Origin of the sequence: Alcaligenes sp. DN25, assembly GCF_023674485.1 — a bacterium.
Classification (GTDB): Bacteria; Pseudomonadota; Gammaproteobacteria; order Burkholderiales; family Burkholderiaceae_B; genus Alcaligenes; species Alcaligenes phenolicus.
Genome location: NZ_CP098408.1, coordinates 4,092,165 through 4,116,652, shown reverse-complemented (window position 1 = coordinate 4,116,652; position 24,488 = coordinate 4,092,165). Strand labels below are relative to the sequence as shown.

Here is a 24,488-nt window from a genome sequence, read left to right as displayed (position 1 = left end):
GGTCGGCAGATAGGTTCCACCGCTAAACCCGATCATTCAATACTTATTACTCTGCTTGAAGTCATTTTTTATTAAAAATAAGCAAACTTTATCTAAAAAACTCGGGAAGGAATCAAGAAACACTTAAAGAAAGCGACTGGAGAATAGAGATAAACAGACTCAAATGATTGATTAGTTTCTGTTTTTTCTAAGGAAGCCCATTAATAAAAAAAGAGGCCATTCCAAATAAAAGATAGATAAATAAGGAGAAAGCAATCCAGACAAAAATTAAAAATTCGGATTGATAATTTTTTATTTTTTGAAAAAAGAAATAAAAACTGAAATAAAAACAAAACCACGATATTGAATTACAAAAACAGGGTTTTGTTTAAATCGAGAAAGCAAATAACAATCGTGATAATCAAACTTATCCACAGGGTTTGGATAACAAAGAAATCCACAATTTTATTAACAAAATAGATTAAACCAGAAATGGAAATATAAAATCTGGTGAAATCAGCGGTTAATAAGAAAGTGAATAATTTGTGGATATTATAAGGGCTTAATTCGCACTTCAACATGATGTTGGTGCAAACACCGACATCCGCTCATCCAGATGCTCCAGGCGGGCGAGATCCGGCCAGAAAATCGGTCAGGGACTGGGCAAAAAAGCTATATTTGAGGCAGCTACTGGCTCTGGGCCCCTGTGGATAAGCTCCAAGAAGGCCTGCTGTGGACCTGCTGTGGATGAAAGGGGGATAAGTTGCCTGTCTGGCCAGGCCTCAAATCTTGTCCAGTTTCGGTCCACCGACTCCATCGGGGTGGTGCACAGGCAGAAGTAATCAATAAGTTGCTGAAATTAAAGGTTAATTTCTATCTATGCCACTTATCCACAGACACCCATTATCCATTACCAGTTATATATATAGTTATTATTAAATAAAGATCTCTTCACCCATGCCCAACTTTCTTGTACAGCCTTTACCTGCTGGTTCTTTAGACATCATCGGTGATGTACACGGAGAGCTCCAGGCCTTGCAACAACTGATCCAAAATTTGGGTTACCAGGAAGATGGCTCTCATCCAGAGAAACGTAGCCTGATATTTGTGGGAGATTATTGTGACCGAGGTCCTGATAGCCCTGCTGTAATTGAATACCTTAAGTACTTGATAAATAATAATAAAGCAAAAGGAATATTAGGTAATCATGAAATCAATCTACTGATAGACGATGCAAAAGATGGATCAGGTTGGTATTTTGATCAGCGATATCAATCAGATTTAAAGAATTACTCGCCATTTACGCGTGCAAAACCTAAAAATAGAGACAAAATCCGGAAGTTTTTAAGCTCACTACCCATTGCATTGGAAAGAAATGATCTGAGAATTGTGCATGCAGCCTGGAATAATCCTGCTATTGATGCAATTAGATCGGTTAAAAGCGAAGATTTTCTTGATTTTTTCTTTAAATGTGAGCGTAAAGCTGATACGTATGCAGAAAAAAAAGGAATTCTGAATAAATATCTAGCGGCAAAACAAGAATGGAAAGAAAAAATTGAAGACCCAAAGGCCTTGATGCCTTTGTTGCAGGCCTACATTGACTACGATTTGGTCAAAAATGACTTCAACCCCATCCGTTTGCTGACTTCCGGCACTGAAGGACCCGCAGATCGTCCGTTTTTTGCTGGCAACCGTTGGCGTTTTTCCGACCGAACTCCTTGGTGGAACAGCTACCAGGACGATATTCCTGTCGTTTTTGGCCACTATTGGCGCCAGCTTTTCCCTCAACCAACAGCGAAAATGTCTAAATATTCCTTATTATTCAAGGATATAGATCCATTTTCCTGGCATGGAGCAAAGAAAAACACGTTTTGCGTGGATTTTTCCGTAGGGGCTCGTTGGCGCGATCGCCGCAAGGACCAGGCACCTGAAGGCTCCGCTTTTCACCTGGCCGCTTTGCGTTGGCCAGAGAAAATCATCATGACAGACACCGGATTTACCCAAGCAACCCGATAAATTCACTTTATATTCCGCTGTTACAATTTTCTTTGCTGTGGATAAGCTCTAGGAAGAGCATTGTGAACAGGGTGTGGATACATAAGGCATAAGTAGGTACTTCTTTGTGAAGTCTAAAAGTTGTACCTAAACCATCCACCGGTAAGCGTTAGATCTATCCCCGGAAAAAAAAGCGCTAAGCTCTTGTTTTAACGCTGCTAAAGACACTTGTTCGACTTATCAACAGGGCTCCATCCAATAATTCCAATAAAAGATTTAAGTGCTTGTTATATAAGATAAGTTCAACTCTCTGCAGGCCAGCTCCATGCCCTTTGCAAGCTAAAAGTTCTCGACTAAGATGCAGTCCATGAACAAAAATCACGATCTCTCTCAAAGCTGGCTTATGCGGCTTTTGCATACAGAAATATGAGCGGTAAAGGCTGAAAATTTATTTTCAGAACCATACAAGATCGACTTTGTCGTCTGTTCCCAGAGCTTTCTTTCAACATGAGAAAAACTCAAACAAAGGAACGGGGTGGCAAAAGAGGGGTGTTCTACCTGGACGACATGTTTGGCCAAGAGTTTGCTATGGCTGCAGGGATTGTTGCGCCTGGAGCTTGTACTAGGTCAATCTTGTTTGAATTTTTGACTTATCCACATTTTGTGGGTAAAGCGTTTGTTTGTGCTTGCTCGTATCTTGTGGTGCTCGAAGAGGCTTGGTGACCTGTGTATTTTCACAGTTGCAAAGTCTGTTCGAAGCTTGTGATATTGAAATAAGTCCTTGTTTTATATCTATATTTTTTGTGGTTTTAACTTTGAGGCCTGTTTTTTTGCAAGCCACATGAACTGAAACAGGAAGGCCTGCGAGCTGGCTGATTTTTACTTTTCTTAAAGGAAAAGAAGCGATAACTGGGCAAAAAATCAGGTTTACCCCCAAAGTTATCAACAGGACAGCGCTGGAAGGCTGTATTGCCTGTTTCATGTTTGGTGTTCTGTGGGGCACAAGATGCGGGTTTTGTAGTTTACGGCAGATGGTTTGTGCTTCGGACAATGCTTGCTGTTTTACGTCGCCGTTGCAGGGCTTGTGTGACAGATTTAGGCAAGATTGCGACGACTGCACTTGTCCACAAAAATCAGGACACAAAAAAACCGCCTGACGGCGGTTTGATGAAGGTAGGGAAAAGAGCCTTTAGACCTTTTTCAGGCGTTCAATAGCCTGGTCCAGGGTGTTGAGCTGCTTGGCAAAGCAAAAACGCAGCAAACGATGGTTAGCCTGCTCAGAATTGGGATTCAGGTAGAAGGCAGACACGGGGATCGCGCCTACGCCATAGTTCTGGTTCAGATGCTTGGCAAAATCCAGCTCGGACAGCTCCGAAATGTGTTCGTAGCTGGCTAGCAAGAAGAAAGTCCCTTCACTGGGCATAGGACTGAAACGGGTGTTCTGCAGACCTTGATGCAAATGATCGCGTTTTTCCTGGTAGAACGCGGCCAGACTCTCCCAGGTGGCTGGATCCTGCATATAGGTGGCTAAACCAGCCTGTAAGGGGCTAGGAACGGTAAAGACGGTGTATTGGTGGACCTTGCGAATTTCCGTGCTGAGACTGGCAGGAGCACAGCAGTAGCCTACTTTCCAACCTGTGGCGTGGAAGGTTTTGCCAAAGGAAGAAACGATTACTGCTCGTTCTGCCAGGAGAGGGCGGGTAGCAAGACTTAGATGCTCTTTCTGATCGAAGGTCAGGTGTTCATAGACCTCATCGGACAAGATGATCAAGGAAGGATGTTTTTCTACAATCTGCTCTAACGCGTCCAGATCCTTGGGCTGCAAGATGGTGCAGGTTGGGTTGTGTGGGAAATTGATCACCAGCATACGGGTCTTGCTGGTGATGGCTTGTTCCACACGGTCCCAGTCGACGCGGTAGTAGGGTACAGCCTCGCTAGGCGCTGTCATGGGGACAGCAACAGGGGTACCTCCGGCCAGCTCGATAGCGGGGATATACAGGTCATAGAAGGGCTCGATTACGACGACCTCATCGCCTGTGTGCACAAAAGCCTGGAAACTGGCCATTAAGGCCTCAGTAGCGCCACTGGTGACGGTGATTTCCGTATCCACGTTGTAAAGGCGGCCATACCGAGCCTGCGTCTTGCTGGCAATGGCGGCTCGCAGGGCAGGGTAACCAGCCATGACAGGGTATTGGTTGATGCCATCCAGCATGGCCTGGTGCACAGCCTCAATCAAGGCTGGATCCGGATTGAAGTCTGGAAAGCCCTGGCCCAGGTTAATGGCCTTATGCTCCAGAGCCAGCTGGCTCATGGTGGTAAAGATGGTGGTGCCCACAGAAGGGAGCTTGGATGTGATCTGCATGGGTCTACTGATATGAATAATAAAAATGCACCCGCGCTTCAGATTTGAGTAAAAAGTTGGGTGGCGAAGTATCAGACAAATTCTTGTCGAAAATACCATAGATTCTGCGCGTATCTGTTGATCGTGGAACTGAGTACTCAGGATCGGTTTCTTACATTGATATAGCTATTGCCTATATAGGTTCCGAGCCCGGCTTCTCCTGCTGTTTTCCTTCCTCAGCTCTCGCGCTGCAGGTTCGTGTTGTAGCTGCGGGAATTTTCTGGCTAGACCTGTGTCTTAACTTCGGCCTCTCGATTAAGTCCCAGGTTTTAAGCTAGGCGTTAAAGGTGCTGCTGTTTCTTCAAAATATCTGTCGTCTCAAGTAAATCCTGTTCTATCTGGGTAGCTGTCTTTTTGCGCATAGGACACTTTTTTCTTGTAGCCAAGGTAGTCGGATTACATAATCGACGCCTTATATTTTCCGCAGGCCGGCGGAAATTTCCTTATCGCTACACTGTAGAACGGTGGATGTGGTCCTCAGGCAGTATTTCTTTTTATTGCTCTGTTATCCACAATTTTGCTGCCTGCTTGGGCTGCTTTTATCCACCTGTTGTGAGGTACTGACTTAGATAGCCCCTTTTAGGGGATTTAAGAGTGATAAGCGCGCCTTTTATGGCTTCGCTCCCTAGGGTTTTCTGGCTGAAGAAAATCTTTGCAAGCGCAGCCTGTGCTTCCCAAGGTGGCCTGGGGATAAAAAAGCCTCCCTTTCTCCACAAAGTTATCCACAGTGGTATTTACGCAAAAAACTGTGTTCCACGTGGAACAGATATTGGTTCCATGTGTTTCACGTGGAACATACTCCGCTGGTAATCGTATAATTGATTTTTATTTTTTAGCTGTTCTGACATGATTTATCCCGAAGAGTTTGACGTTATTGTCATAGGCGGCGGACATGCTGGTACCGAAGCGGCTTTAGCGGCAGCTCGAACCGGCGTGTCTACCTTATTGTTAACCCATAATATGGATACCCTGGGGCAGATGTCCTGCAACCCTTCTATTGGGGGGATTGGGAAGGGGCATTTGGTCAAGGAGGTGGATGCGCTGGGCGGGGCAATGGCGTTGGCTACCGACCACGCCGGTATTCAATTCCGTACTCTGAATAGCTCCAAAGGCCCGGCCGTGCGCGCCACTCGTGCTCAGGCGGACCGTTCTTTGTACCGCAAGGCTATTCGCGAGGTTCTACAAAACCAAGCCAACCTGATGGTGTTCCAGCAATCAGTCGAAGACTTGATTGTGGAAGGTGATCGGGTTGTGGGTGCTGTGACCAAGATTGGCTTGGAATTCAAAGCCAAATCTGTGGTTCTGACAGCAGGAACTTTTTTGAATGGTCTGGTCCATGTAGGCCTGAATAATTATTCTGCGGGCCGGGCAGGGGATCCACCGTCCATCAGTTTGGCGCATCGTTTGCGGGAACTGCAGTTACCGCAAGGGCGGTTGAAGACAGGAACCCCTCCGCGCATTGATGCCAACACCATCGATTTCTCCCGCCTGGAAGTCCAACCTGGCGATAGCGACCCGATTCCGGTGTTCTCTTATATGGGCGATGTTTCCATGCATCCTCAGCAGATGCCGTGCTGGATTACGCATACCAACGAGCGTACCCACGACATCATCCGTTCCGGGCTGGATCGCTCGCCCATGTATAGCGACCAAGGCACTATCGAGGGCATTGGTCCGCGTTACTGCCCGTCTATCGAAGACAAGATTCATCGCTTTGCGGACAAGAGCAGCCATCAAGTGTTTTTGGAGCCTGAAGGCTTGAGCACGACCGAGATCTACCCTAATGGTGTCTCGACCAGCTTGCCTTTCGATATCCAGTTGGCTATGGTGCGCAGCCTGCCTGGTTTGGAAAATGCCCGCATCATGCGTCCAGGTTACGCGATTGAATACGATTATTTCGACCCTCGATCCCTGTACCCCACGCTGGAGACCAAACAGATTCGTGGCTTGTTCTTTGCCGGTCAGATCAATGGCACGACAGGTTATGAAGAAGCCGCCGCTCAGGGCTTGTTGGCCGGGGTGAACGCAGCGCGTTTGGCACAAGAGAAAGAGCAGTGGTATCCACGTCGCAACGAAGCCTATCTGGGTGTGTTGGTAGACGATTTGATTACCCGTGGGGTGACCGAGCCTTACCGTATGTTCACGTCTCGTGCCGAATACCGTTTGAGTCTGCGGGAGGATAATGCCGACCAGCGATTGACTGAAATTGGCCGGGAGTTGGGCCTGGTGGATGATGCCCGTTGGGATCATTTCAATCGCAAACGCGATGCGGTTGCACGTGAAATTGAACGCTTGAAGGGCACTTGGGTGAACCCCCGCAATTTGCCTGCCGAACAAGCAAATGCACTGTTAGGTAAAAGTATCGAACGGGAGTACTCCTTCTTCGATTTGCTCAAACGTCCCGAAGTGGACTATGCCAAGTTGATGGCCGTGCTGAATGATCAAGGCATGCCTGTAGCAGGCCCAGGTCTGGAAGATCCGGTGCATGTTGAGCAGGTGGAAATTCAGGTGAAGTATGCGGGCTATGTGGCGCGTCAGCAGGATGAGGTGACTCGCCAGGCAGCACTGGAAGAGCAAGCCATTCCAGAGGACCTGGATTACGACGACATCAAGGGATTGTCGATTGAGGTGCGCCAACGCTTGAAGGCAGCCAAGCCTTTAACCATTGGCCAGGCCGGGCGTGTTCAAGGTGTGACACCTGCGGCGGTTTCTTTATTGTTGGTACACCTGAAGCGCAAGCAAAAGAACAAACAAACGGCATGAGCGATATTTTTTCAAAACGCCTGAATCAGGCCCTGCTGGATTTGGGTCTGGATCAGGACCCTGTCCTGGTACGCAAGCTACTGGATTATATAAATCAATTGCAGCGTTGGAACCGTACCTATAATCTGACCGCCCTGCGTGACCCAGATCAAATGCTGGTGCAACACATTTTTGATAGCCTGTCGATTGTCCGTCCGTTTCAGAACTATCTGGCCGGCAACAATACACAGACACAAGAATCGGTAAAGATTGTAGATGTAGGTTCAGGGGCAGGTTTGCCGGGAGTTGTTTTGGCAGCATCATGTTCCACGTGGAACATTAGCTGTATTGATGCTGTCGAGAAAAAAATGGCATTTGTTCGACAAATGGTTGGTGCTTTGGCTCTGCCCAATTTGTCGGCGATGCATGTGCGTGTAGAGCAGCTGGAACCCATGCAGGCAGATATTGTGGTTTCCCGAGCTTTTTCTTCGCTGCTTGATTTCGTAAATTTGGCAGGCAGGCATGTTCGTCCAGGTGGACGCATTGCGGCTATGAAGGGTAAAGAACCTGATCAAGAAATAGCGGCATTGCAATCTGAAAGTAACTGGCGGGTCGAACGAATAGAATCATTAACCGTACCGGAGCTAGAGGCACAGCGTTGTCTAGTGTGGTTGGTGCAGCAAGGATAATCATGAGTAAAAAAGACGATAAATCTCCCCGTGCCTATGTGTTTTGTATTGCGAACCAAAAGGGCGGGGTTGGCAAGACGACCACAGCAATTAATTTGGCAGCTGCTCTTGCTGTGCTGAAGAAAAAGGTTTTATTGATTGACCTGGATCCTCAGGGCAATGCCACCATGGGTAGTGGTATTGATAAAAACAGCCTGTCTGGTAATTTGTACCAAGTGCTGATTGGCGACGAAAGCATTGCTAACGTAAAGATACATTCAGAAACAGGTGGCTATGACGTCTTGCCTTCCAATAGGGAGCTGTCGGGCGCAGAAATCGACCTGATCCAGATGCAAGAGCGTGAGCAACAACTTAAACAGGCTCTGGCTCAGGTGTTGGACGATTATGATTTTGTGCTGATCGACTGCCCGCCTACCTTGTCCTTACTGACGTTAAATGGTTTGGCCAGTGCTCACGGGGTCATCATCCCCATGCAGTGCGAGTACTTTGCGCTGGAAGGGCTGTCGGATCTGGTCAACACGGTTAAACGGGTCTATCGCAATATCAACCCGGATTTGGAGTTGATTGGTTTGCTGCGGGTGATGTTTGATGGCCGCGTAACTTTGCAGCAGCAAGTCTCCAATCAGATCGAGACACACTTTGGCGATAAGGTGTTCAAGACGGTGGTGCCACGTAACGTACGTTTGGCTGAAGCGCCAAGCCACGGTATGCCAGGTATTGTGTATGACAAGAACTCCCGGGGTGCCAAGGCCTATATGGACTTTGGTAAAGAGCTGATCAAGCGCTTGAAGAAAGAATCCCGCAGCGACAAGGCATAAGGCACACAAGAATCAATAGGAATGTAAGCATGGCTACACGAAAACCAAAAGGTCTAGGTCGAGGCTTGGATGCCTTGCTCGGCGCAGACGCAGGCGCTATCGCAACCATCGGGAAAAAGGGCGAAGCGACGGTGAGCGATGGCCCACCTTCCAACCTGCCCGTCAAACTGCTCAAGGCTGGGGTGTATCAGCCGCGTACTCGCATGGACGAGGGCGCCTTGAACGAGCTGGCCGAGTCCATTCGCGCACAAGGCGTGATGCAGCCTATTCTGGTGCGTCCTCTGTCTGGTAAGGACAAGGGCAAATACGAAATCATCGCCGGTGAACGTCGTTTCCGTGCGTCGCAAATTGCTGGTCTGGAAGAAGTGCCCGTTCTGGTGCGCGAGGTAGGCGACGAGAACGCCGCCATCATGGCACTGATCGAGAACATCCAGCGTGAAGATCTGAATCCGCTGGAAGAGGCGCAAGGTGTGAAGCGTTTACTGGACGAGTTCGGTCTGACTCATGAGCAGGCCGCTCAGGCGATTGGCCGTTCGCGTTCGACCACCAGCAACCTGCTGCGTCTGATCAACCTGGCAGAGCCTGTGCAGATCATGCTGCTGGCCGGCGACATCGATATGGGTCACGCTCGTGCCTTGCTGGCTGTGGACGCTGCCCGTCAGATCATGTTGGCCAACGAGGTGATTGCCCGCCGTCTGTCGGTACGTGAAACCGAGAAGCTGGTCGCCCGTGCTCTGCACGAGGATGACGAGCCTGCCAGCAAGCAGGCCCAGAGCAAGGCGAACCGCAATGGCGACGTACAGCGCTTTGAAAAGGTGCTGTCTGACCACCTGGGTACCAAGGTGACCTTGAAGGTCGGTGCCAAGGACAAGGGCCAGTTGCAGATCGCTTTCCATGGCTGGGAGCATTTGAATGCTTTGCTGGAAAAGCAGGGGCTGTCGTCTTTGTTGGAGCAAACGGACGATTAAGTCAGGCCCGCGCCGCGCTGAAAGCGATGCAGTTGATGTAGAAAAGCCGACCTCAGGTCGGCTTTTTCCTTGCCATGCCCCGTGTTTTGCTACTGAGCAGTATTTGGCTGAAAAAAAAGAAGCAGTTGGTGGGAGATGAACTGGAACAACTTCTGGAATGATGGATTGCTCCTTCCTAAGTAAAGTTCATCAGCAATCCAAGCTTCTTTCTGGAGGTAGTTCATGGCTGCATGGTTTTCAGATTGCTTGCTTGTGCCCCGGCCAATGGAAAACAGCAAGAGGAACTCCAAGCAAGTCAGGGAACAGAGCAGGGAAGACGTCCGAGAGCCGGATTAAAAGCGAAAAATCCGGTTTCGTATCTTTTGCTTACAAAAACAAGCGCTGAAAACAGAAAAAAATCTATGTGTTTACCCGTATTTCACCGTGATTCCCTGGTTTTGAAAGCATTCAAAAGCGGCATGTCTGACGCCTGAAAACAGTGACAAAACCAGTAAGAAAAGCGCCCCAAATCCGGTTTTTCTAAAAAATTCATCGAATTATTCAGTTTTCTTCCCAAAAGGCTTGACGACCTCTTAAAACATGTCCATAATTCGATTTTCGCTTCGGGTGGGATGTCCGAGTGGTTAAAGGAGGCAGACTGTAAATCTGTTGGCCCTGCGCCTACGTTGGTTCGAATCCAACTCCCACCACCAGCACTTTTCTAGAGTCAGCCAGCAAGGCGACTTTAGGAGAGGGTGAAGAAAAGTCTGCGGGTGTAGCTCAATGGTAGAGCAGAAGCCTTCCAAGCTTAAGACGAGGGTTCGATCCCCTTCACCCGCTCCAGGTAAAAATCTTTAGCCACTCTCGGCTGAAGTTGAATGCCCATGTGGCTCAGTGGTAGAGCACTCCCTTGGTAAGGGAGAGGTCACGCGTTCGATCCGCGTCATGGGCACCACATCTCTCTTCTCTATATCGTTCTATCCCTTCAGGAGTCTGCCATGGCTAAAGGCAAGTTTGAACGGACTAAACCGCACGTCAACGTCGGTACTATCGGTCACGTTGACCACGGTAAAACCACTCTGACCGCTGCAATCTGCACGGTTCTGTCCAAGGCATACGGCGGCGAAGCGCGCGATTACTCGCAGATCGACAACGCCCCTGAAGAAAAAGCACGTGGTATCACCATCAGCACGTCGCACGTTGAGTACGAAACGCCTAACCGTCACTACGCTCACGTTGACTGCCCCGGCCACGCTGACTACGTCAAGAACATGATTACCGGTGCTGCCCAGATGGACGGCGCTATTTTGGTTTGCTCGGCTGCTGACGGCCCAATGCCCCAGACTCGCGAGCACATCCTGCTGAGCCGTCAGGTTGGCGTTCCTTACATCATCGTGTTCCTGAACAAGGCCGACATGGTTGATGACGAAGAGCTGATCGAACTGGTTGAAATGGAAGTTCGCGAACTGTTGTCCAAGTACGACTTCCCTGGCGACGACACCCCCATCATCAAGGGTTCGGCCAAACTGGCTCTGGAAGGCGACGAAGGCCCACTGGGCAGCCAAGCCGTTCTGGCTCTGGCCGAAGCGCTGGACAGCTACATTCCTACGCCTGAGCGTGCCGTTGACGGTACCTTCTTGATGCCTGTTGAAGACGTGTTCTCGATCTCCGGCCGTGGTACGGTTGTGACCGGTCGTATTGAGCGCGGCATCATCAAAGTCGGCGAAGAAATCGAAATCGTGGGTATCAAAGACACGGTCAAGACCATTTGTACCGGCGTTGAAATGTTCCGCAAACTGCTGGACCAGGGCGAAGCTGGCGATAACGTCGGTCTGCTGCTGCGTGGTACCAAGCGTGAAGACGTGGAACGTGGTCAAGTTCTGGCCAAGCCAGGCTCGATCAAGCCACACACGGACTTCGATGCCGAGGTGTACATTCTGTCCAAAGAAGAGGGTGGTCGTCACACTCCTTTCTTCAAGGGCTACCGTCCTCAGTTCTACTTCCGTACAACTGACGTGACCGGCACCATCGAGCTGCCAGAAGACAAGGAAATGGTTCTGCCAGGCGACAACATTTCGATGAAAGTGTCCCTGATCGCTCCTATCGCCATGGAAGAAGGTCTGCGCTTCGCTATTCGCGAAGGCGGCCGTACCGTTGGCGCTGGCGTGGTTGCAAAAATCATCAAGTAAAAAAAGAGTAGTAATTTTGGGCGAAAGAGGTTAATATCCTCTTTTGCCTAAAAGCCAAACGTAGCAAAGTAACGCGCTACGGTTTGTCAAGGTATAGGGGTATAGCTCAATTGGCAGAGCGTCGGTCTCCAAAACCGAAGGTTGAGGGTTCGATTCCTTCTGCCCCTGCCACCACAGTCACTCGCCACCACCTCGCGTGGCGTCACTCGTCGGAATATGTCGAATACCAACGTAGAAACCGTTAACCGAGGTTCCGAGCGCATCAAGCTGGGCCTAGCGGTCCTAGTCGTCGCCGCCGGTATTGTTGGCTATTCCGTTCTGGATGGCCAAAATTCACTGGTTCGCGCTGGGGTATTTGTTGCCAGCTTAATCGTCGCCGTATTGATCATCTGGTTTAGCGATACAGGCCGCCGCCTGGTCGCTTTTTCTCGTGATGCCTACACGGAAGTGCGTCGCGTTCACTGGCCATCCCGTAAAGAAGCAACGCAAATGACGGGTATCGTCTTTGTGTTTGTTGCCGTTATGGCCATCTTGTTGTGGCTGATTGACAAAGGGCTCGGCTGGATCATTTATGGCCTGTTGCTGGGCTGGAAATAAAGGGCACACATGAGCAAACGCTGGTATGTGGTTCACGTTTATTCCGGCATGGAAAAAAGCGTGCACAAAGCTCTGGTGGAGCGCATTGAACGCGCTGATCTCCAAGAAGCGTTTGGTCGCATTCTGGTTCCATCGGAAGAAGTCGTTGAAGTAAAGAACGGCAAGAAATCAATTACAGAGCGACGTATTTACCCTGGTTACGTTCTGGTCGAGATGGCCTTGACCGACGAAACCTGGCACTTGGTAAAAAGTACGCCGCGAGTCACCGGCTTTTTGGGCGGTTCCGGTAACCGTCCCGCTCCCATCTCCGAGCGCGAAGTGGAAAAAATCCTGTCGCAAATGGAAGAGGGCGTTGAGAAGCCACGGCACAAAGTGCTGTTCGAGGTTGGCGAACTGGTACGCGTCAAGGACGGTCCGTTTGCAGACTTTAACGGTAACGTCGAAGAAGTTAACTACGAGAAAAACAAGGTTCGTGTCACCGTTACTATTTTCGGTCGCGCCACCCCCGTTGAACTCGATTTCGATCAAGTCGAAAAGACCTGATTAATTACAACCCCCGGGAAGCCTGTCGCATCATGTGCCAGGCGTCATCACCCGCAAGGAGCTAAGCATGGCGAAGAAAATCGTCGGCTTTATCAAGCTGCAAGTCCCAGCTGGTAAGGCAAACCCATCCCCTCCAATCGGTCCAGCGCTGGGTCAGCGCGGTCTGAACATCATGGAATTCTGCAAGGCGTTCAACGCCCAGACACAGGGTCTGGAACCCGGTCTGCCAATTCCTGTGGTGATCACCGCTTTTGCTGACAAGAGCTTCACGTTCATCATGAAGACTCCTCCAGCAACCATCCTGATCAAAAAGGCTGCTGGTATCAAATCCGGTTCTGCACGTCCTAACGTGGATAAAGTCGGTACGCTGACCCGCGCTCAGGCTGAAGAAATCGCCAAGACCAAACAACCCGACCTGACCGCTGCCGATCTGGACGCCGCTGTGCGTACCATCGCTGGTAGCGCTCGCAGCATGGGCATCAACGTTGAAGGGGTGGTGTAAGTCATGGCTAAAGTAAGCAAACGCGCAGCCGCTATTGCTGCCAAGATCGACCGCAACAAGTTCTACCCTGTGGCCGAAGCTCTGGCCCTGGTGAAAGATACTGCCACTGCCAAGTTCGACGAATCCATCGATATCGCTGTTCAGCTGGGCATCGATCCTCGTAAGTCCGACCAACTGGTCCGTGGCTCCGTGGTTCTGCCTGCTGGTACCGGTAAAACCGTGCGTGTTGCCGTTTTCGCCCAAGGCGAAAAAGCCGACGCCGCTCGTGAAGCTGGTGCTGACATCGTTGGTCTGGACGACCTGGCTGAGCAAATCAAAGCCGGTCAAATGGACTTTGACGTTGTGATCGCTTCGCCTGACACCATGCGTGTCGTTGGTACCCTGGGTCAGGTTCTGGGTCCTCGCGGCCTGATGCCAAACCCCAAGGTTGGTACTGTGACTCCTGACGTTGCTACGGCTGTTAAGAACGCCAAGGCTGGTCAAGTTCAATACCGTACCGACAAGGCCGGTATCATTCACAGCACCATTGGCCGCGCTTCGTTCAACGTTGAACAGCTGCAGACCAACCTGGCTGCTTTGGTTGACGCCTTGAACAAGGCTCGTCCAGCCGCTGCCAAGGGTGTTTACCTGCGCAAGGTTGCCGTGTCCTCCACCATGGGTGGCGGTGCACGTGTTGAAATTGCATCTCTGACTGTTTAATCAACAGTTAGAAAAAAAGAACTTTGGGCTGTGATCCTGTTTACAGGGTCACTGCTGTCAAAGACCGTTGGAGCAGTTGGCTGACTTGTCATCTCACTGCTTAATCGGGGCAGAACGTCCCATCCAACGTAGACGGCGCCCGTGGAAGAATTCGTTATAGAACTCGTCCAGGTGCGCCGCATTCGGTTGATGTTGGGAAGCCTTCCCGACATCGTTTGAAGGAGTGTTCAACCGTGAGTCTCAATCGTGAAGAGAAAGCGGTAGTCATCGAAGAAGTCACTGCCGAACTGGCAAAGGCCCAATCGATCATTATCGCCGAGTACCGTGGTCTGGACGTCGCTTCTGCTACCGTATTGCGCAAAAAAGCGCGTGAGTCTGGCGTCTACCTGCGTGTGTTGAAAAACACCCTGGTTCGTCGTTCGTTGGCAGGTACCTCGTTTGACGGTATCTCCAGCCAGCTCGTGGGTCCTCTGATGTACGCCATCAGTGAAGATCCCGTTGCTGCGGCGAAAGTCGTTGCAGATTTTGCCAAGACCAATGACAAATTGGTCATCATGGGTGGTGCGCTGCCCAATAGCGTTCTGAATGCTGATGGTGTTAAGGCTCTGGCCACAATGCCCTCGCGCGAAGAATTGCTGGCGAAACTGCTGGGCACCATGCAAGCACCTATCGCTACTTTTGTGCGTACGCTTAACGAAGTTCCCACCAAGTTTGTTCGCGGCCTGGCGGCTGTGCGCGATCAGAAAGAAGCTGCGTAAGCAGTTTTCCTTCAGGAAACTTCGTCGTTGCGAACGACAACCAAACCTGGCATTTACCTAATATCTGGAGTTCTTAAAAATGGCTACTAAAGCTGAAATCCTTGACGCCATCGGCGCAATGTCCGTGCTCGAATTGTCCGAGCTGATCAAAGAAATGGAAGAAAAATTCGGTGTGTCGGCTGCTGCCGCCGCTGTTGCTGTTGCAGCTCCTGCTGCTGGTGGCGCTGCTGCTGCCGCTGAAGAGCAAACCGAATTCACCGTGTTCCTGGCTGACGTTGGCGCAAACAAAGTTAGCGTCATTAAAGTCGTGCGCGAAATCACCGGTCTGGGCCTGAAAGAAGCCAAAGACCTGGTTGACGGTGCTCCTAAGGCTGTTAAAGAAGGCTTGTCCAAAGCTGATGCTGAAGACGCTCAGAAGAAGCTGGAAGAAGCTGGCGCCAAGATCGAGCTCAAGTAAGAGTATCGATAGATGCCCGGGAATGCGTTTCAAGCCTTCCCGGGCTTTTGCGTTTCCAGAAAACCCATGATTTTTAATTAGTATTGTAGAAAGTCGGGTTTTTTAGAGTCGTAAACCAGGGCCGTGGTTGACGGTCCGTGTAACCCTTGAGTCGGAGTGCTCATGCCTTATTCGTACACCGAAAAAAAGCGCATACGCAAGAGCTTCGCCAAACGTGAAGACGTACAGCAGGTTCCTTACCTGTTGGCTACCCAGCTGCATTCTTTCAGAACCTTCTTGCAGAAGGACACGCTGCCTTCTCAGCGTAAGGTTGAAGGCTTGCAGGAAGCTTTCAGTTCCATATTTCCAATAGTAAGCCATAACCAAATGGCGCGGCTAGAGTTCGTGAGCTATACGCTCGGCGAGCCGGTGTTCGACGTCAAAGAGTGTCAACTTCGTGGTTTGACCTATGCTTCCCCCTTGCGGGCGAAGGTTCGTCTGGTCCTTATGGACCGCGAGGTGAGCAAGCCTACCGTCAAGGAAGTAAAAGAGCAAGAAGTCTACATGGGCGAAATGCCCTTGATGACTGATAACGGCTCTTTTGTGATCAACGGTACCGAACGAGTCATCGTTTCCCAGCTGCACCGTTCCCCCGGCGTGTTCTTTGAACACGACCGCGGTAAAACGCACAGCTCGGGCAAGTTGCTGTTCTCGGCTCGCGTGATTCCTTACCGTGGTTCCTGGCTGGACTTCGAGTTCGATCCCAAGGACATTCTGTTCTTCCGTATCGACCGTCGTCGCAAGATGCCTGTGACTATCTTGCTGAAGGCCATTGGCCTGACGCCAGAACAGATCCTGGCCCACTTCTTCGAGTTCGATCACATCGAACTGCACCAGGAAGGTGGCAAGCTGCAATTCGTTCCAGAACACTGGAAGGGCGAGGTTGCTCGTTTCGACATTACCGACCGTGATGGTCGCGTACTGGTTGAAAAGGACAAGCGTATCAATGCCAAGCATTTGCGCGACCTGCAAGCAGCCAAGATCGAATACATTTCCATCCCGGAAGATTTCCTTCTGGGTCGTGTGCTGGCCAAGAACATCATCAACGCCGAAACCGGCGAGGTGATTGCCAACGCCAACGACGAAATTACCGAATCCATTCTGGCTGAAATGCGCGCAGCCAATGTGCGTGATTTCGAGACCCTGTACGTCAACGAACTGGATCAGGGCGGCTTTATCTCCCTGACCCTGCGCACGGACGAAACAGCGGATTCCAATGCTGCCCGCATCGCGATCTATCGCATGATGCGTCCCGGCGAGCCACCAACCGAAGAAGCGGTTGAGGCTTTGTTCAACCGTCTGTTCTACAGCGAAGAGTCCTACGACTTGTCGCGCGTGGGTCGCATGAAGGTGAACAGCCGTCTGGGCCGTGGTGACAGCATTGAAGGTCCCATGACCCTGACCGACGAAGACATCCTGGACACCATTCAGGTGCTGGTGAATCTGCGTAACGGCCGCGGTCAGATCGACGATATCGATCACCTGGGTAACCGTCGTGTTCGTTGCGTGGGCGAATTGGCCGAAAACCAGTTCCGCGCCGGTCTGGTGCGTGTGGAACGTGCTGTCAAGGAACGTCTGGGCCAAGCCGAGACCGAAAACCTGATGCCGCACGATCTGATCAACTCCAAGCCCATCTCTGCGGCTGTCAAGGAGTTCTTCGGTTCCAGCCAGCTGTCGCAATTTATGGACCAAACCAACCCGCTGTCCGAGATCACGCACAAGCGTCGTGTTTCGGCACTGGGCCCTGGTGGTCTGACTCGTGAACGTGCGGGCTTTGAGGTGCGCGACGTGCACCCAACCCACTACGGTCGCGTGTGCCCGATTGAAACGCCTGAAGGTCCAAACATTGGTCTGATCAACTCCATGGCGCTGTACGCTCGTCTGAACGAGTACGGCTTCCTGGAAACGCCTTACCGCAAGATTGTTGACGGCAAGGTCAGTGAACAGATCGATTACCTGTCGGCTATTGAAGAAAGCAATTACGTCATCGCTCAGGCTAACGCCGAGTTGACCGAAGACGGTGCTTTTGCTGACGATCTGGTTGCCTGCCGTGAAGCTGGCGAAACCATGATGACTGCGCCAGAGAACATCCATTACATGGACGTGGCTCCTTCGCAGATCGTGTCTGTGGCTGCTTCGCTGATTCCGTTCCTGGAGCACGATGACGCTAACCGAGCACTGATGGGCGCCAACATGCAGCGTCAGGCAGTTCCGTGCCTGCGCCCTGAGAAGCCTTTGGTCGGTACCGGTATCGAACGTACTGTTGCTGTTGACTCGGGTACCACCGTACAGGCCCGTCGTGGCGGTGTGGTTGTAGACGTTGACGCACAGCGCGTGGTTATTCGCGTACACGATGACGAGAACGTGGCTGGCGAGGTCGGTGTAGATATCTACAACATGACCAAGTACACCCGTTCCAACCAGAACACCAACATCAACCAGCGTCCTATCGTCAAACGTGGCGATATCGTGGCTCGTGGTGACGTGCTGGCTGACGGCGCATCGACTGACCTGGGCGAATTGGCTCTGGGTCAGAACATGCTGATCGCCTTCATGCCCTGGAACGGCTACAACTTCGAGGACTCGATTCTGATCTCCGAGAAGGTCGTGGCTGACGATCGTTACACGTCGGTTCACATCGAAGAGTTGACGGTTGTTGCCCGTGACACGAAGCTGGGACCTGAGGATATCACCCGCGATATCAGCAACCTGTCCGAAATTCAGCTGAACCGTCTGGACGATTCCGGCATTGTGTACATCGGTGCCGAAGTGCGTGCCGACGACGTGCTGGTCGGTAAAGTGACACCCAAGGGTGAAACTCAGCTGACTCCGGAAGAAAAGCTGCTGCGCGCCATTTTTGGTGAAAAAGCCTCTGACGTTAAAGACACCTCCCTGCGCGTGCCTTCGGGCATGGTCGGTACGGTGATCGACGTTCAAGTCTTTACCCGTGAAGGTATCGAGCGTGACAAGCGTGCTCAGTCCATCATTGATGATGAACTGCGTCGCTACCGTCAGGACCTGAACGACCAGCTGCAAATCGTTGAAGACGACGCCTTTGACCGTGCCTTGAAGTTCCTGGTCGGCAAAACCGTCAACGGTGGTCCACGCAAGCTGCCCAAGGGCACCGAGCTGACCGCTGACTACCTGAACGATCTGGATCGCTGGCAGTGGTTCGACATTCGTCTGGCTGACGAGCAACACGCACTGGTGCTGGAGCACACCAAGGAATCCTTGGAGCAAAAGCGTCACCAGTTCGACTTGGCTTTTGAAGAAAAGCGCAAGAAGCTCACCCAAGGCGACGAGTTGCCTCCTGGCGTGCTGAAGATGGTCAAGGTTTACCTGGCTGTTAAGCGTCGTCTGCAGCCTGGTGACAAGATGGCTGGCCGTCACGGTAACAAGGGTGTGGTTTCCCGCATCGTTCCCGTGGAAGACATGCCGCACATGGCTGACGGTACCCCTGTGGACATCGTTCTGAACCCGCTGGGCGTGCCTTCGCGTATGAACGTGGGTCAGGTTCTGGAAGTTCACCTGGGTTGGGCTGCCAAGGGTATTGGCCACCGCATCAACGACATGATGCAAGAAGAAAAGAACGTGCAGGTTTCCGAACTGCGCGCGTTCCTGGACAAGGTCTACAACACTGCCGGCAAGAAGACTCGCATCAACGAGTTGACTGACGACGAAGTGATGAACATGGCCACCAACTTGCAGAAAGGTCTGCCATTGGCTACGCCAGTGTTCGACGGTGCAACCGAGCAGGAAATCGACCAGATGTTGCGTCTGGCCTACCCTGACGACATCGCCGAAAAACTGCAGCTGGCACCACACCGCACGCAGGTTCGCCTGTTTGACGGTCGTACCGGCGAAGCCTTTGAGCGTATGGTCACCGTAGGCTACATGCACTACCTGAAGCTGCATCACCTGGTCGATGACAAGATGCACGCTCGTTCGACAGGTCCGTACTCCCTGGTTACTCAGCAGCCGCTGGGTGGTAAGGCGCAGTTCGGTGGTCAGCGTTTCGGGGAGATGGAAGTCTGGGCGCTGGAAGCGTATGGCGCCGCCTACACCCTGCAGGAAATGCTCACGGTTAAATCCGACGACATCGCCGGCCGTACCAAGGTCTACGAGAATATTGTCAAGGGTGACCACGTGATCGACGCCGGTATGCCGGAGTCCTTTAACGTTCTGGTCAAGGAAATCCGTTCCTTGTCCCTGGACATGGATTTGGAGCGTAAATAATGAAAGCGCTACTCGATCTCTTTAAACAAGTCACTCAGGACGAGCAGTTCGATGCCATCAAGATCGGCATCGCCTCGCCCGAGAAAATCCGGTCCTGGTCTTTCGGTGAAGTCCGCAAGCCAGAGACCATCAACTATCGCACGTTCAAACCCGAGCGCGATGGTCTGTTCTGCGCCAAGATTTTTGGTCCCATCAAGGACTACGAATGTCTGTGCGGCAAGTACAAGCGCCTGAAGCACCGTGGCGTCATCTGCGAGAAGTGTGGCGTTGAAGTCACCGTCTCCAAGGTGCGTCGCGAGCGCATGGGCCACATTGAACTGGCCTGCCCGGTTGCTCACATCTGGTTCCTGAAGAGCCTGCCATCCCGTCTGGGCATGGTGCTGGACATGACCCTGCGTGACATCGAGCGCGTGCTGTACTTTGAAGCATGGTGCGTAATCGAACCTGGCATGACCCCGCTCAAGCGCGGTCAGATCATGTCCGATGACGATTTCCTGTCCAAGACTGAAGAGTACGGTGACGACTTCCACGCCCTGATGGGCGCGGAAGCGGTGCGCGAACTGCTGCGTACGATCGACATCGATCGCGAAGTCGAGCGCCTGCGTGCCGAACTGAAAGCCACTGGCTCGGACGCCAAGATCAAGAAGATCTCCAAGCGTCTGAAAGTGCTGGAAGGCTTCCAGAAATCCGGCATCAAGCCAGACTGGATGATCATGGAAGTGCTGCCCGTGCTGCCACCGGACCTGCGTCCGCTGGTACCACTGGACGGCGGCCGCTTTGCCACTTCCGACCTGAACGATCTGTACCGCCGCGTTATCAACCGTAATAACCGTTTGAAGCGTCTGCTGGAACTGAAGGCTCCGGACATCATCTTGCGCAACGAAAAACGTATGCTGCAAGAGTCCGTGGACTCCTTGCTGGATAACGGTCGTCGCGGTAAAGCCATGACCGGCGCCAACAAGCGTCAACTGAAGTCCTTGGCCGACATGATCAAGGGCAAGAGCGGTCGTTTCCGTCAGAACCTGCTGGGCAAGCGCGTGGACTACTCCGGTCGTTCCGTGATTGTGGTGGGTCCTCAGTTGAAGCTGCACCAGTGCGGTCTGCCCAAGCTGATGGCGCTGGAGCTGTTCAAGCCCTTCATCTTCAACCGTCTGGAATTGATGGGTCTGGCTACGACCATCAAGGCAGCCAAGAAGTTGGTGGAAAGCCAGGAACCAGTGGTGTGGGACATCCTCGAAGAGGTGATCCGCGAGCATCCCGTGATGCTGAACCGTGCGCCTACGCTGCACCGTTTGGGTATTCAGGCTTTTGAACCGGTCCTGATCGAAGGTAAAGCGATTCAGCTGCACCCCCTGGTGTGTGCCGCCTTTAACGCTGACTTTGACGGTGACCAGATGGCCGTTCACGTGCCGCTGTCGCTGGAAGCCCAGCTGGAAGCGCGCACTTTGATGCTGGCCTCCAACAACGTGCTGTTCCCCGCCAACGGCGAACCATCCATCGTTCCTTCCCAGGATATCGTGTTGGGTCTGTACTATGCGACCCGCGAACTGGTAAACGGCAAGGGCGAAGGCTTGTTCATGGCCGACGTGGCTGAAGTTCAGCGCGCCTACGACAACAAGGAAGTCGAGCTGCAAACTCGTCTGACCGTCCGTATCGAAGAATTCGAGAAGGGCGAAGACGGTGAGTGGGTCAAGACCATCAAGCGTTACGAAACGACTGCTGGCCGTGCCTTGCTGTCCGAAATTCTGCCCAAGGGCATGCCTTTCACCGCACTGAACCGTGCGTTGAAGAAGAAAGAAATTTCGCGTCTGATCAACCAGTCCTTCCGTCGCTGCGGCCTGCGTGCCACCGTGATTTTTGCCGACAAGTTGATGCAGTCCGGTTTCCGTCTGGCAACTCGTGGTGGTATTTCCATCGCCATGAATGACATGGTTGTGCCTGTCGTCAAGGAAAGCATCCTGGCTCAGGCTAGCAACGAAGTTAAAGAAATTGACAAGCAGTACTCTTCGGGTCTGGTGACCGCTCAGGAACGCTACAACAACGTAGTGGACATCTGGGGCAAAGCCGGTGACCGCGTGGGTAAGGCCATGATGGAACAGCTGGCTTCCGAGCCAGTGATCAACCGCTTTGGTGAAGAAGTACGTCAAGAGTCCTTCAACTCCATCTACATGATGGCGGACTCCGGTGCTCGTGGTTCGGCTGCACAGATTCGTCAGCTGGCTGGTATGCGTGGTCTGATGGCCAAGCCTGATGGCTCCATTATTGAAACGCCTATTACCGCGAACTTCCGTGAAGGTCTGAACGTACTGCAGTACTTTATTTCGACTCACGGTGCTCGTAAGGGTCTGGCCGACACGGCCTTGAAGACGGCTAACTCCGGTTACCTGACTCGTCGTCTGGTCGACGTGACTCAAGATCTGGTCATTACCGAAGACGATTGCGGTACCAAGGGCGGCTACACCATGAAAGCCATCCTGGATGGTGGTGAGGTTATCGAGCCCCTGCGCGATCTGATTCTGGGCCGTGTGGCCTCGACCGACATCGTCAACCCTGACAATCAGGAACTGGTTATCCCCGCCGGCACCTTGCTGAACGAGGACCTGGTCGACCTGATCGACAACCTGGGTATTGATGAAGTCAAGATCCGCACTCCGCTGACTTGCGAAACCCGTCACGGCTTGTGCGCAAGCTGCTACGGCCGCGATCTGGGCCGCGGTATGCTGGTTAACCGTGGTGAAGCCATCGGTGTTATCGCTGCGCAGTCCATCGGTGAACCGGGTACCCAGCTGACCATGCGTACGTTCCACATTGGTGGTGCGGCTTCGCGTGCAGCGCTGGCAAGCTCGGTGGAAACCAAGACGGCTGGTACGGTCGGTTTTGAAATTGGTCTGCGCTATGTGACCAACGCCAAGGGCGAACGTGTTGCGATCTCCCGTTCCGGTGAAATCGTCATTTTTGACGACAACCGTCGTGAACGTGAACGCCACAAAGTGCCTTACGGTGCCACCATTACGGTGGGCGATGGTGAAGCCATCAAGGCTGGCCAGCGTCTGGCAAGCTGGGATCCGCTGACCCGTCCTATCGTGTCCGAGTACACCGGTACCGTTCGCTTCGAGAACATCGAAGAAGGCGTGACCGTGGCTCGTCAGGTGGACGAAGTGACCGGTCTGTCGACTCTGGTTGTGATCACTCCCAAGACACGTGGTGGCAAGATCACCATGCGTCCTCAGATCAAGCTGCTGAACGAGCAAGGTCAGGAGATCAAGATCGCTGGTACCGATCACATGGTCAATATCTCCTTCCCGGTGGGCGCGCTGATTACCGTTCGCGACGGTCAGCAAGTGTCCGTGGGTGAGATTCTGGCGCGTATTCCCCAGGAATCGCAAAAGACTCGAGACATTACCGGTGGTCTGCCACGTGTGGCCGAACTGTTCGAAGCTCGTTCGCCCAAGGACGCCGGCCTGCTGGCCGAAGTTACGGGTACGGTTTCCTTCGGTAAGGACACCAAGGGCAAACAGCGTCTGGTCATTACCGACCTGGACGGCGTCAGCCACGAGTTCCTGATTCCGAAGGAAAAACAGGTTCTGGCTCACGACGGTCAAGTGGTGAACAAGGGCGAGATGATTGTGGACGGCCCAGCCGATCCGCACGACATCCTGCGCTTGAAGGGTATCGAGAAGCTGGCCAACTACATTGTTAACGAAGTGCAGGACGTTTACCGTCTGCAGGGTGTGAAGATCAACGACAAGCACATTGAAGTGATTGTTCGTCAGATGCTGCGCCGCGTGAACATTGTGGATGCCGGTGATACCAACTTCATCACGGGTGAACAGGTTGAACGCTCCGAACTGTTGAACGAGAACGATCGCGTTCTGGCCGAAAACGGTATTCCAGCTACGTACGAAAACGTGCTGCTGGGTATTACCAAGGCCTCGCTGTCGACCGACTCCTTCATCTCGGCGGCTTCCTTCCAGGAAACCACCCGCGTGTTGACTGAAGCGGCCATCATGGGCAAAACCGACGATCTGCGTGGTCTGAAAGAAAACGTGATCGTGGGTCGTCTGATTCCTGCTGGTACCGGTATGGCCTTCCATTCCGCCCGCAAGGAAAAAGAAGCCTTTGAAGTGGCAGAGCGCAAAGCAGCCCGTGAACTGGAAAACCCGTTTGCGTCGGCTCCTGAGCCTTCGGAAGACCCGGTCTTTGTGTCCGGCGCCTCCGAGCCCGAGCAGCAACCTGCAGCCCCAGAGGGCGATCAGGAATAAGCAAGACTTGGTGGTTCCCCACCCTGTTTATCCAGGGTGGGCCGCTACCTTCAGGTAGTCGGTTAAAACCAGATAGCTCGAGCTAAAAAAAATCCCCACATGGCCAGGCCACGTGGGGATTTTTTATGGCCGCCTGGCGGCTACAAGCGGATGCGCTTAGCTACCCAGCTTGATTTCGCCAGTCATGATGCTCCAGTGACCTGGGAAGGAGCAGAAGAATGCGTAGTCTTCGCCTTCTTTCAGCTTGGAGACGTCAAAGGTTACGGAGGTGCTTTCACCGCCGCCGATCACGTCAGTGTGAGCGATCACGCGCTCGTCACCGGCTTTAACGTAGTTGTTGTCCAGACCGGCTTTCATGCCATCGGTAGCAACAGCGCTTTCATCGGCTTTCTTCGAGATAACGACGTTGTGGCCCATGGCTGCTTTAGGCAGCTTGCCAGTATGTTTCAGGTTGATTGTGAATTCCTTGCATGTCTTGTCAACAACGATGCTCTTGGTGTTGAACTGCATGGAGTCATTGCCTTCGATGGTAACGTCGCAAGCAGCAAAAGCAGGCACGCTGGCCAATCCAAGAACGGCTGTGAAAGCGATTTTGGCAAACATTCTAGTAACTCCTTGAAAACTGACAAAAAAAG

Annotated in this window: 17 protein-coding genes and 4 tRNA genes; 18 read left to right on the top strand and 3 right to left on the bottom strand. The window is 52.2% G+C overall.

Annotation, left to right across the window (positions count from 1 at the left end):
- The first annotated feature begins 936 nt into the window (after positions 1-936).
- Complete coding sequence (locus NBV64_RS18920; RefSeq protein ID WP_250756346.1) at positions 937-1,995, top strand: metallophosphoesterase; 1,059 nt, start codon at positions 937-939, stop codon at positions 1,993-1,995.
- Between the two features lie 601 nt (positions 1,996-2,596).
- On the opposite strand, the gene NBV64_RS18915 is transcribed toward NBV64_RS18920, so the two are convergent.
- Together NBV64_RS18915 and NBV64_RS18910 are read right to left on the bottom strand one after the other, a co-directional pair.
- On the bottom strand, positions 2,597-3,025 hold the full coding sequence (locus tag NBV64_RS18915; RefSeq protein ID WP_250756344.1) for a hypothetical protein: 429 nt from the start codon (positions 3,023-3,025) through the stop codon (positions 2,597-2,599).
- A gap of 138 nt (positions 3,026-3,163) precedes the next feature.
- Entirely contained in the window at positions 3,164-4,336 is a 1,173-nt protein-coding gene (locus NBV64_RS18910; RefSeq protein WP_250756342.1) for a methionine aminotransferase, read from the bottom strand.
- Between the two features lie 885 nt (positions 4,337-5,221).
- On the opposite strand from NBV64_RS18910, the gene mnmG reads away from it, so the two are divergent.
- The 17 genes from mnmG (at position 5,222) to rpoC (ending at position 23,853) form a co-directional block, all read left to right on the top strand.
- Positions 5,222-7,138 (top strand): tRNA uridine-5-carboxymethylaminomethyl(34) synthesis enzyme MnmG, encoded by a 1,917-nt coding sequence (gene mnmG, locus NBV64_RS18905; protein ID WP_250756341.1) that lies wholly within the window; start codon positions 5,222-5,224, stop codon positions 7,136-7,138.
- Positions 7,135-7,806, top strand: a complete 672-nt coding sequence (gene rsmG / locus NBV64_RS18900; protein WP_137431130.1) for a 16S rRNA (guanine(527)-N(7))-methyltransferase RsmG — start codon at positions 7,135-7,137, stop codon at positions 7,804-7,806. Before mnmG ends, rsmG begins: the two co-directional genes overlap by 4 nt.
- A 2-nt stretch (positions 7,807-7,808) precedes the next feature.
- A complete protein-coding gene (locus NBV64_RS18895) occupies positions 7,809-8,624 on the top strand; it encodes a ParA family protein (protein WP_021447168.1) in 816 nt (271 codons plus the stop codon).
- A 29-nt stretch (positions 8,625-8,653) separates the two neighbouring features.
- Complete coding sequence (locus tag NBV64_RS18890) at positions 8,654-9,592, top strand: ParB/RepB/Spo0J family partition protein (RefSeq protein WP_009462421.1); 939 nt, start codon at positions 8,654-8,656, stop codon at positions 9,590-9,592.
- A 605-nt stretch (positions 9,593-10,197) separates the two neighbouring features.
- Positions 10,198-10,284 (top strand) — tRNA-Tyr (locus NBV64_RS18885).
- A 56-nt stretch (positions 10,285-10,340) separates the two neighbouring features.
- Positions 10,341-10,414: transfer RNA gene (locus NBV64_RS18880), tRNA-Gly, on the top strand.
- Positions 10,415-10,451: 37 nt separating this feature from the next.
- Positions 10,452-10,526 (top strand) — tRNA-Thr (locus NBV64_RS18875).
- Between the two features lie 43 nt (positions 10,527-10,569).
- The gene (tuf, locus tag NBV64_RS18870) at positions 10,570-11,760 is read left to right on the top strand and encodes an elongation factor Tu (protein WP_009462422.1); all 1,191 of its coding nucleotides are present in this window, start codon (positions 10,570-10,572) and stop codon (positions 11,758-11,760) included.
- A gap of 95 nt (positions 11,761-11,855) precedes the next feature.
- Positions 11,856-11,931, top strand: a tRNA-Trp gene (locus tag NBV64_RS18865).
- Between the two features lie 45 nt (positions 11,932-11,976).
- Positions 11,977-12,357, top strand: coding sequence for a preprotein translocase subunit SecE (gene secE / locus NBV64_RS18860; protein ID WP_009464327.1), 381 nt, complete (start codon positions 11,977-11,979; stop codon positions 12,355-12,357).
- 9 nt (positions 12,358-12,366) lie between these two features.
- Positions 12,367-12,900, top strand: coding sequence for a transcription termination/antitermination protein NusG (gene nusG / locus NBV64_RS18855; protein ID WP_009464325.1), 534 nt, complete (start codon positions 12,367-12,369; stop codon positions 12,898-12,900).
- Between the two features lie 67 nt (positions 12,901-12,967).
- Positions 12,968-13,402: a 50S ribosomal protein L11 gene (gene rplK, locus NBV64_RS18850; RefSeq protein WP_009464323.1), complete on the top strand. Its 435-nt coding sequence runs from the start codon at positions 12,968-12,970 to the stop codon at positions 13,400-13,402.
- A gap of 3 nt (positions 13,403-13,405) precedes the next feature.
- Positions 13,406-14,101 (top strand): 50S ribosomal protein L1, encoded by a 696-nt coding sequence (gene rplA, locus NBV64_RS18845; protein WP_009464321.1) that lies wholly within the window; start codon positions 13,406-13,408, stop codon positions 14,099-14,101.
- A 233-nt stretch (positions 14,102-14,334) separates the two neighbouring features.
- The gene (gene rplJ / locus NBV64_RS18840; protein ID WP_009464320.1) at positions 14,335-14,859 is read left to right on the top strand and encodes a 50S ribosomal protein L10; all 525 of its coding nucleotides are present in this window, start codon (positions 14,335-14,337) and stop codon (positions 14,857-14,859) included.
- 79 nt (positions 14,860-14,938) lie between these two features.
- A complete protein-coding gene (gene rplL / locus NBV64_RS18835; RefSeq protein WP_003800851.1) occupies positions 14,939-15,316 on the top strand; it encodes a 50S ribosomal protein L7/L12 in 378 nt (125 codons plus the stop codon).
- Positions 15,317-15,478: 162 nt separating this feature from the next.
- Complete coding sequence (gene rpoB, locus NBV64_RS18830) at positions 15,479-19,591, top strand: DNA-directed RNA polymerase subunit beta (RefSeq protein ID WP_022983337.1); 4,113 nt, start codon at positions 15,479-15,481, stop codon at positions 19,589-19,591.
- Positions 19,591-23,853, top strand: coding sequence for a DNA-directed RNA polymerase subunit beta' (gene rpoC / locus NBV64_RS18825; protein ID WP_250756339.1), 4,263 nt, complete (start codon positions 19,591-19,593; stop codon positions 23,851-23,853). The genes rpoB and rpoC overlap by 1 nt, the downstream gene beginning before the upstream one ends.
- Before the next feature lie 156 nt (positions 23,854-24,009).
- Here rpoC and azu read toward each other — a convergent pair whose 3' ends face one another.
- Entirely contained in the window at positions 24,010-24,456 is a 447-nt protein-coding gene (azu, locus tag NBV64_RS18820) for an azurin (RefSeq protein WP_009464188.1), read from the bottom strand.
- Positions 24,457-24,488: the final 32 nt, after the last annotated feature.

Coding starts and splice junctions, on each gene's coding strand:
- NBV64_RS18920 (WP_250756346.1), top strand. CDS start 937: ATGCCCAACTTTCTTGTACAGCCTTTACCTGCTGGTTCTTTAGACATC.
- secE (WP_009464327.1), top strand. CDS start 11,977: ATGTCGAATACCAACGTAGAAACCGTTAACCGAGGTTCCGAGCGCATC.
- nusG (WP_009464325.1), top strand. CDS start 12,367: ATGAGCAAACGCTGGTATGTGGTTCACGTTTATTCCGGCATGGAAAAA.
- rsmG (WP_137431130.1), top strand. CDS start 7,135: ATGAGCGATATTTTTTCAAAACGCCTGAATCAGGCCCTGCTGGATTTG.
- mnmG (WP_250756341.1), top strand. CDS start 5,222: ATGATTTATCCCGAAGAGTTTGACGTTATTGTCATAGGCGGCGGACAT.
- tuf (WP_009462422.1), top strand. CDS start 10,570: ATGGCTAAAGGCAAGTTTGAACGGACTAAACCGCACGTCAACGTCGGT.
- rplL (WP_003800851.1), top strand. CDS start 14,939: ATGGCTACTAAAGCTGAAATCCTTGACGCCATCGGCGCAATGTCCGTG.
- rpoC (WP_250756339.1), top strand. CDS start 19,591: ATGAAAGCGCTACTCGATCTCTTTAAACAAGTCACTCAGGACGAGCAG.
- rpoB (WP_022983337.1), top strand. CDS start 15,479: ATGCCTTATTCGTACACCGAAAAAAAGCGCATACGCAAGAGCTTCGCC.
- NBV64_RS18890 (WP_009462421.1), top strand. CDS start 8,654: ATGGCTACACGAAAACCAAAAGGTCTAGGTCGAGGCTTGGATGCCTTG.
- rplA (WP_009464321.1), top strand. CDS start 13,406: ATGGCTAAAGTAAGCAAACGCGCAGCCGCTATTGCTGCCAAGATCGAC.
- NBV64_RS18910 (WP_250756342.1), bottom strand. CDS start 4,336: ATGCAGATCACATCCAAGCTCCCTTCTGTGGGCACCACCATCTTTACC.
- azu (WP_009464188.1), bottom strand. CDS start 24,456: ATGTTTGCCAAAATCGCTTTCACAGCCGTTCTTGGATTGGCCAGCGTG.
- NBV64_RS18895 (WP_021447168.1), top strand. CDS start 7,809: ATGAGTAAAAAAGACGATAAATCTCCCCGTGCCTATGTGTTTTGTATT.
- rplK (WP_009464323.1), top strand. CDS start 12,968: ATGGCGAAGAAAATCGTCGGCTTTATCAAGCTGCAAGTCCCAGCTGGT.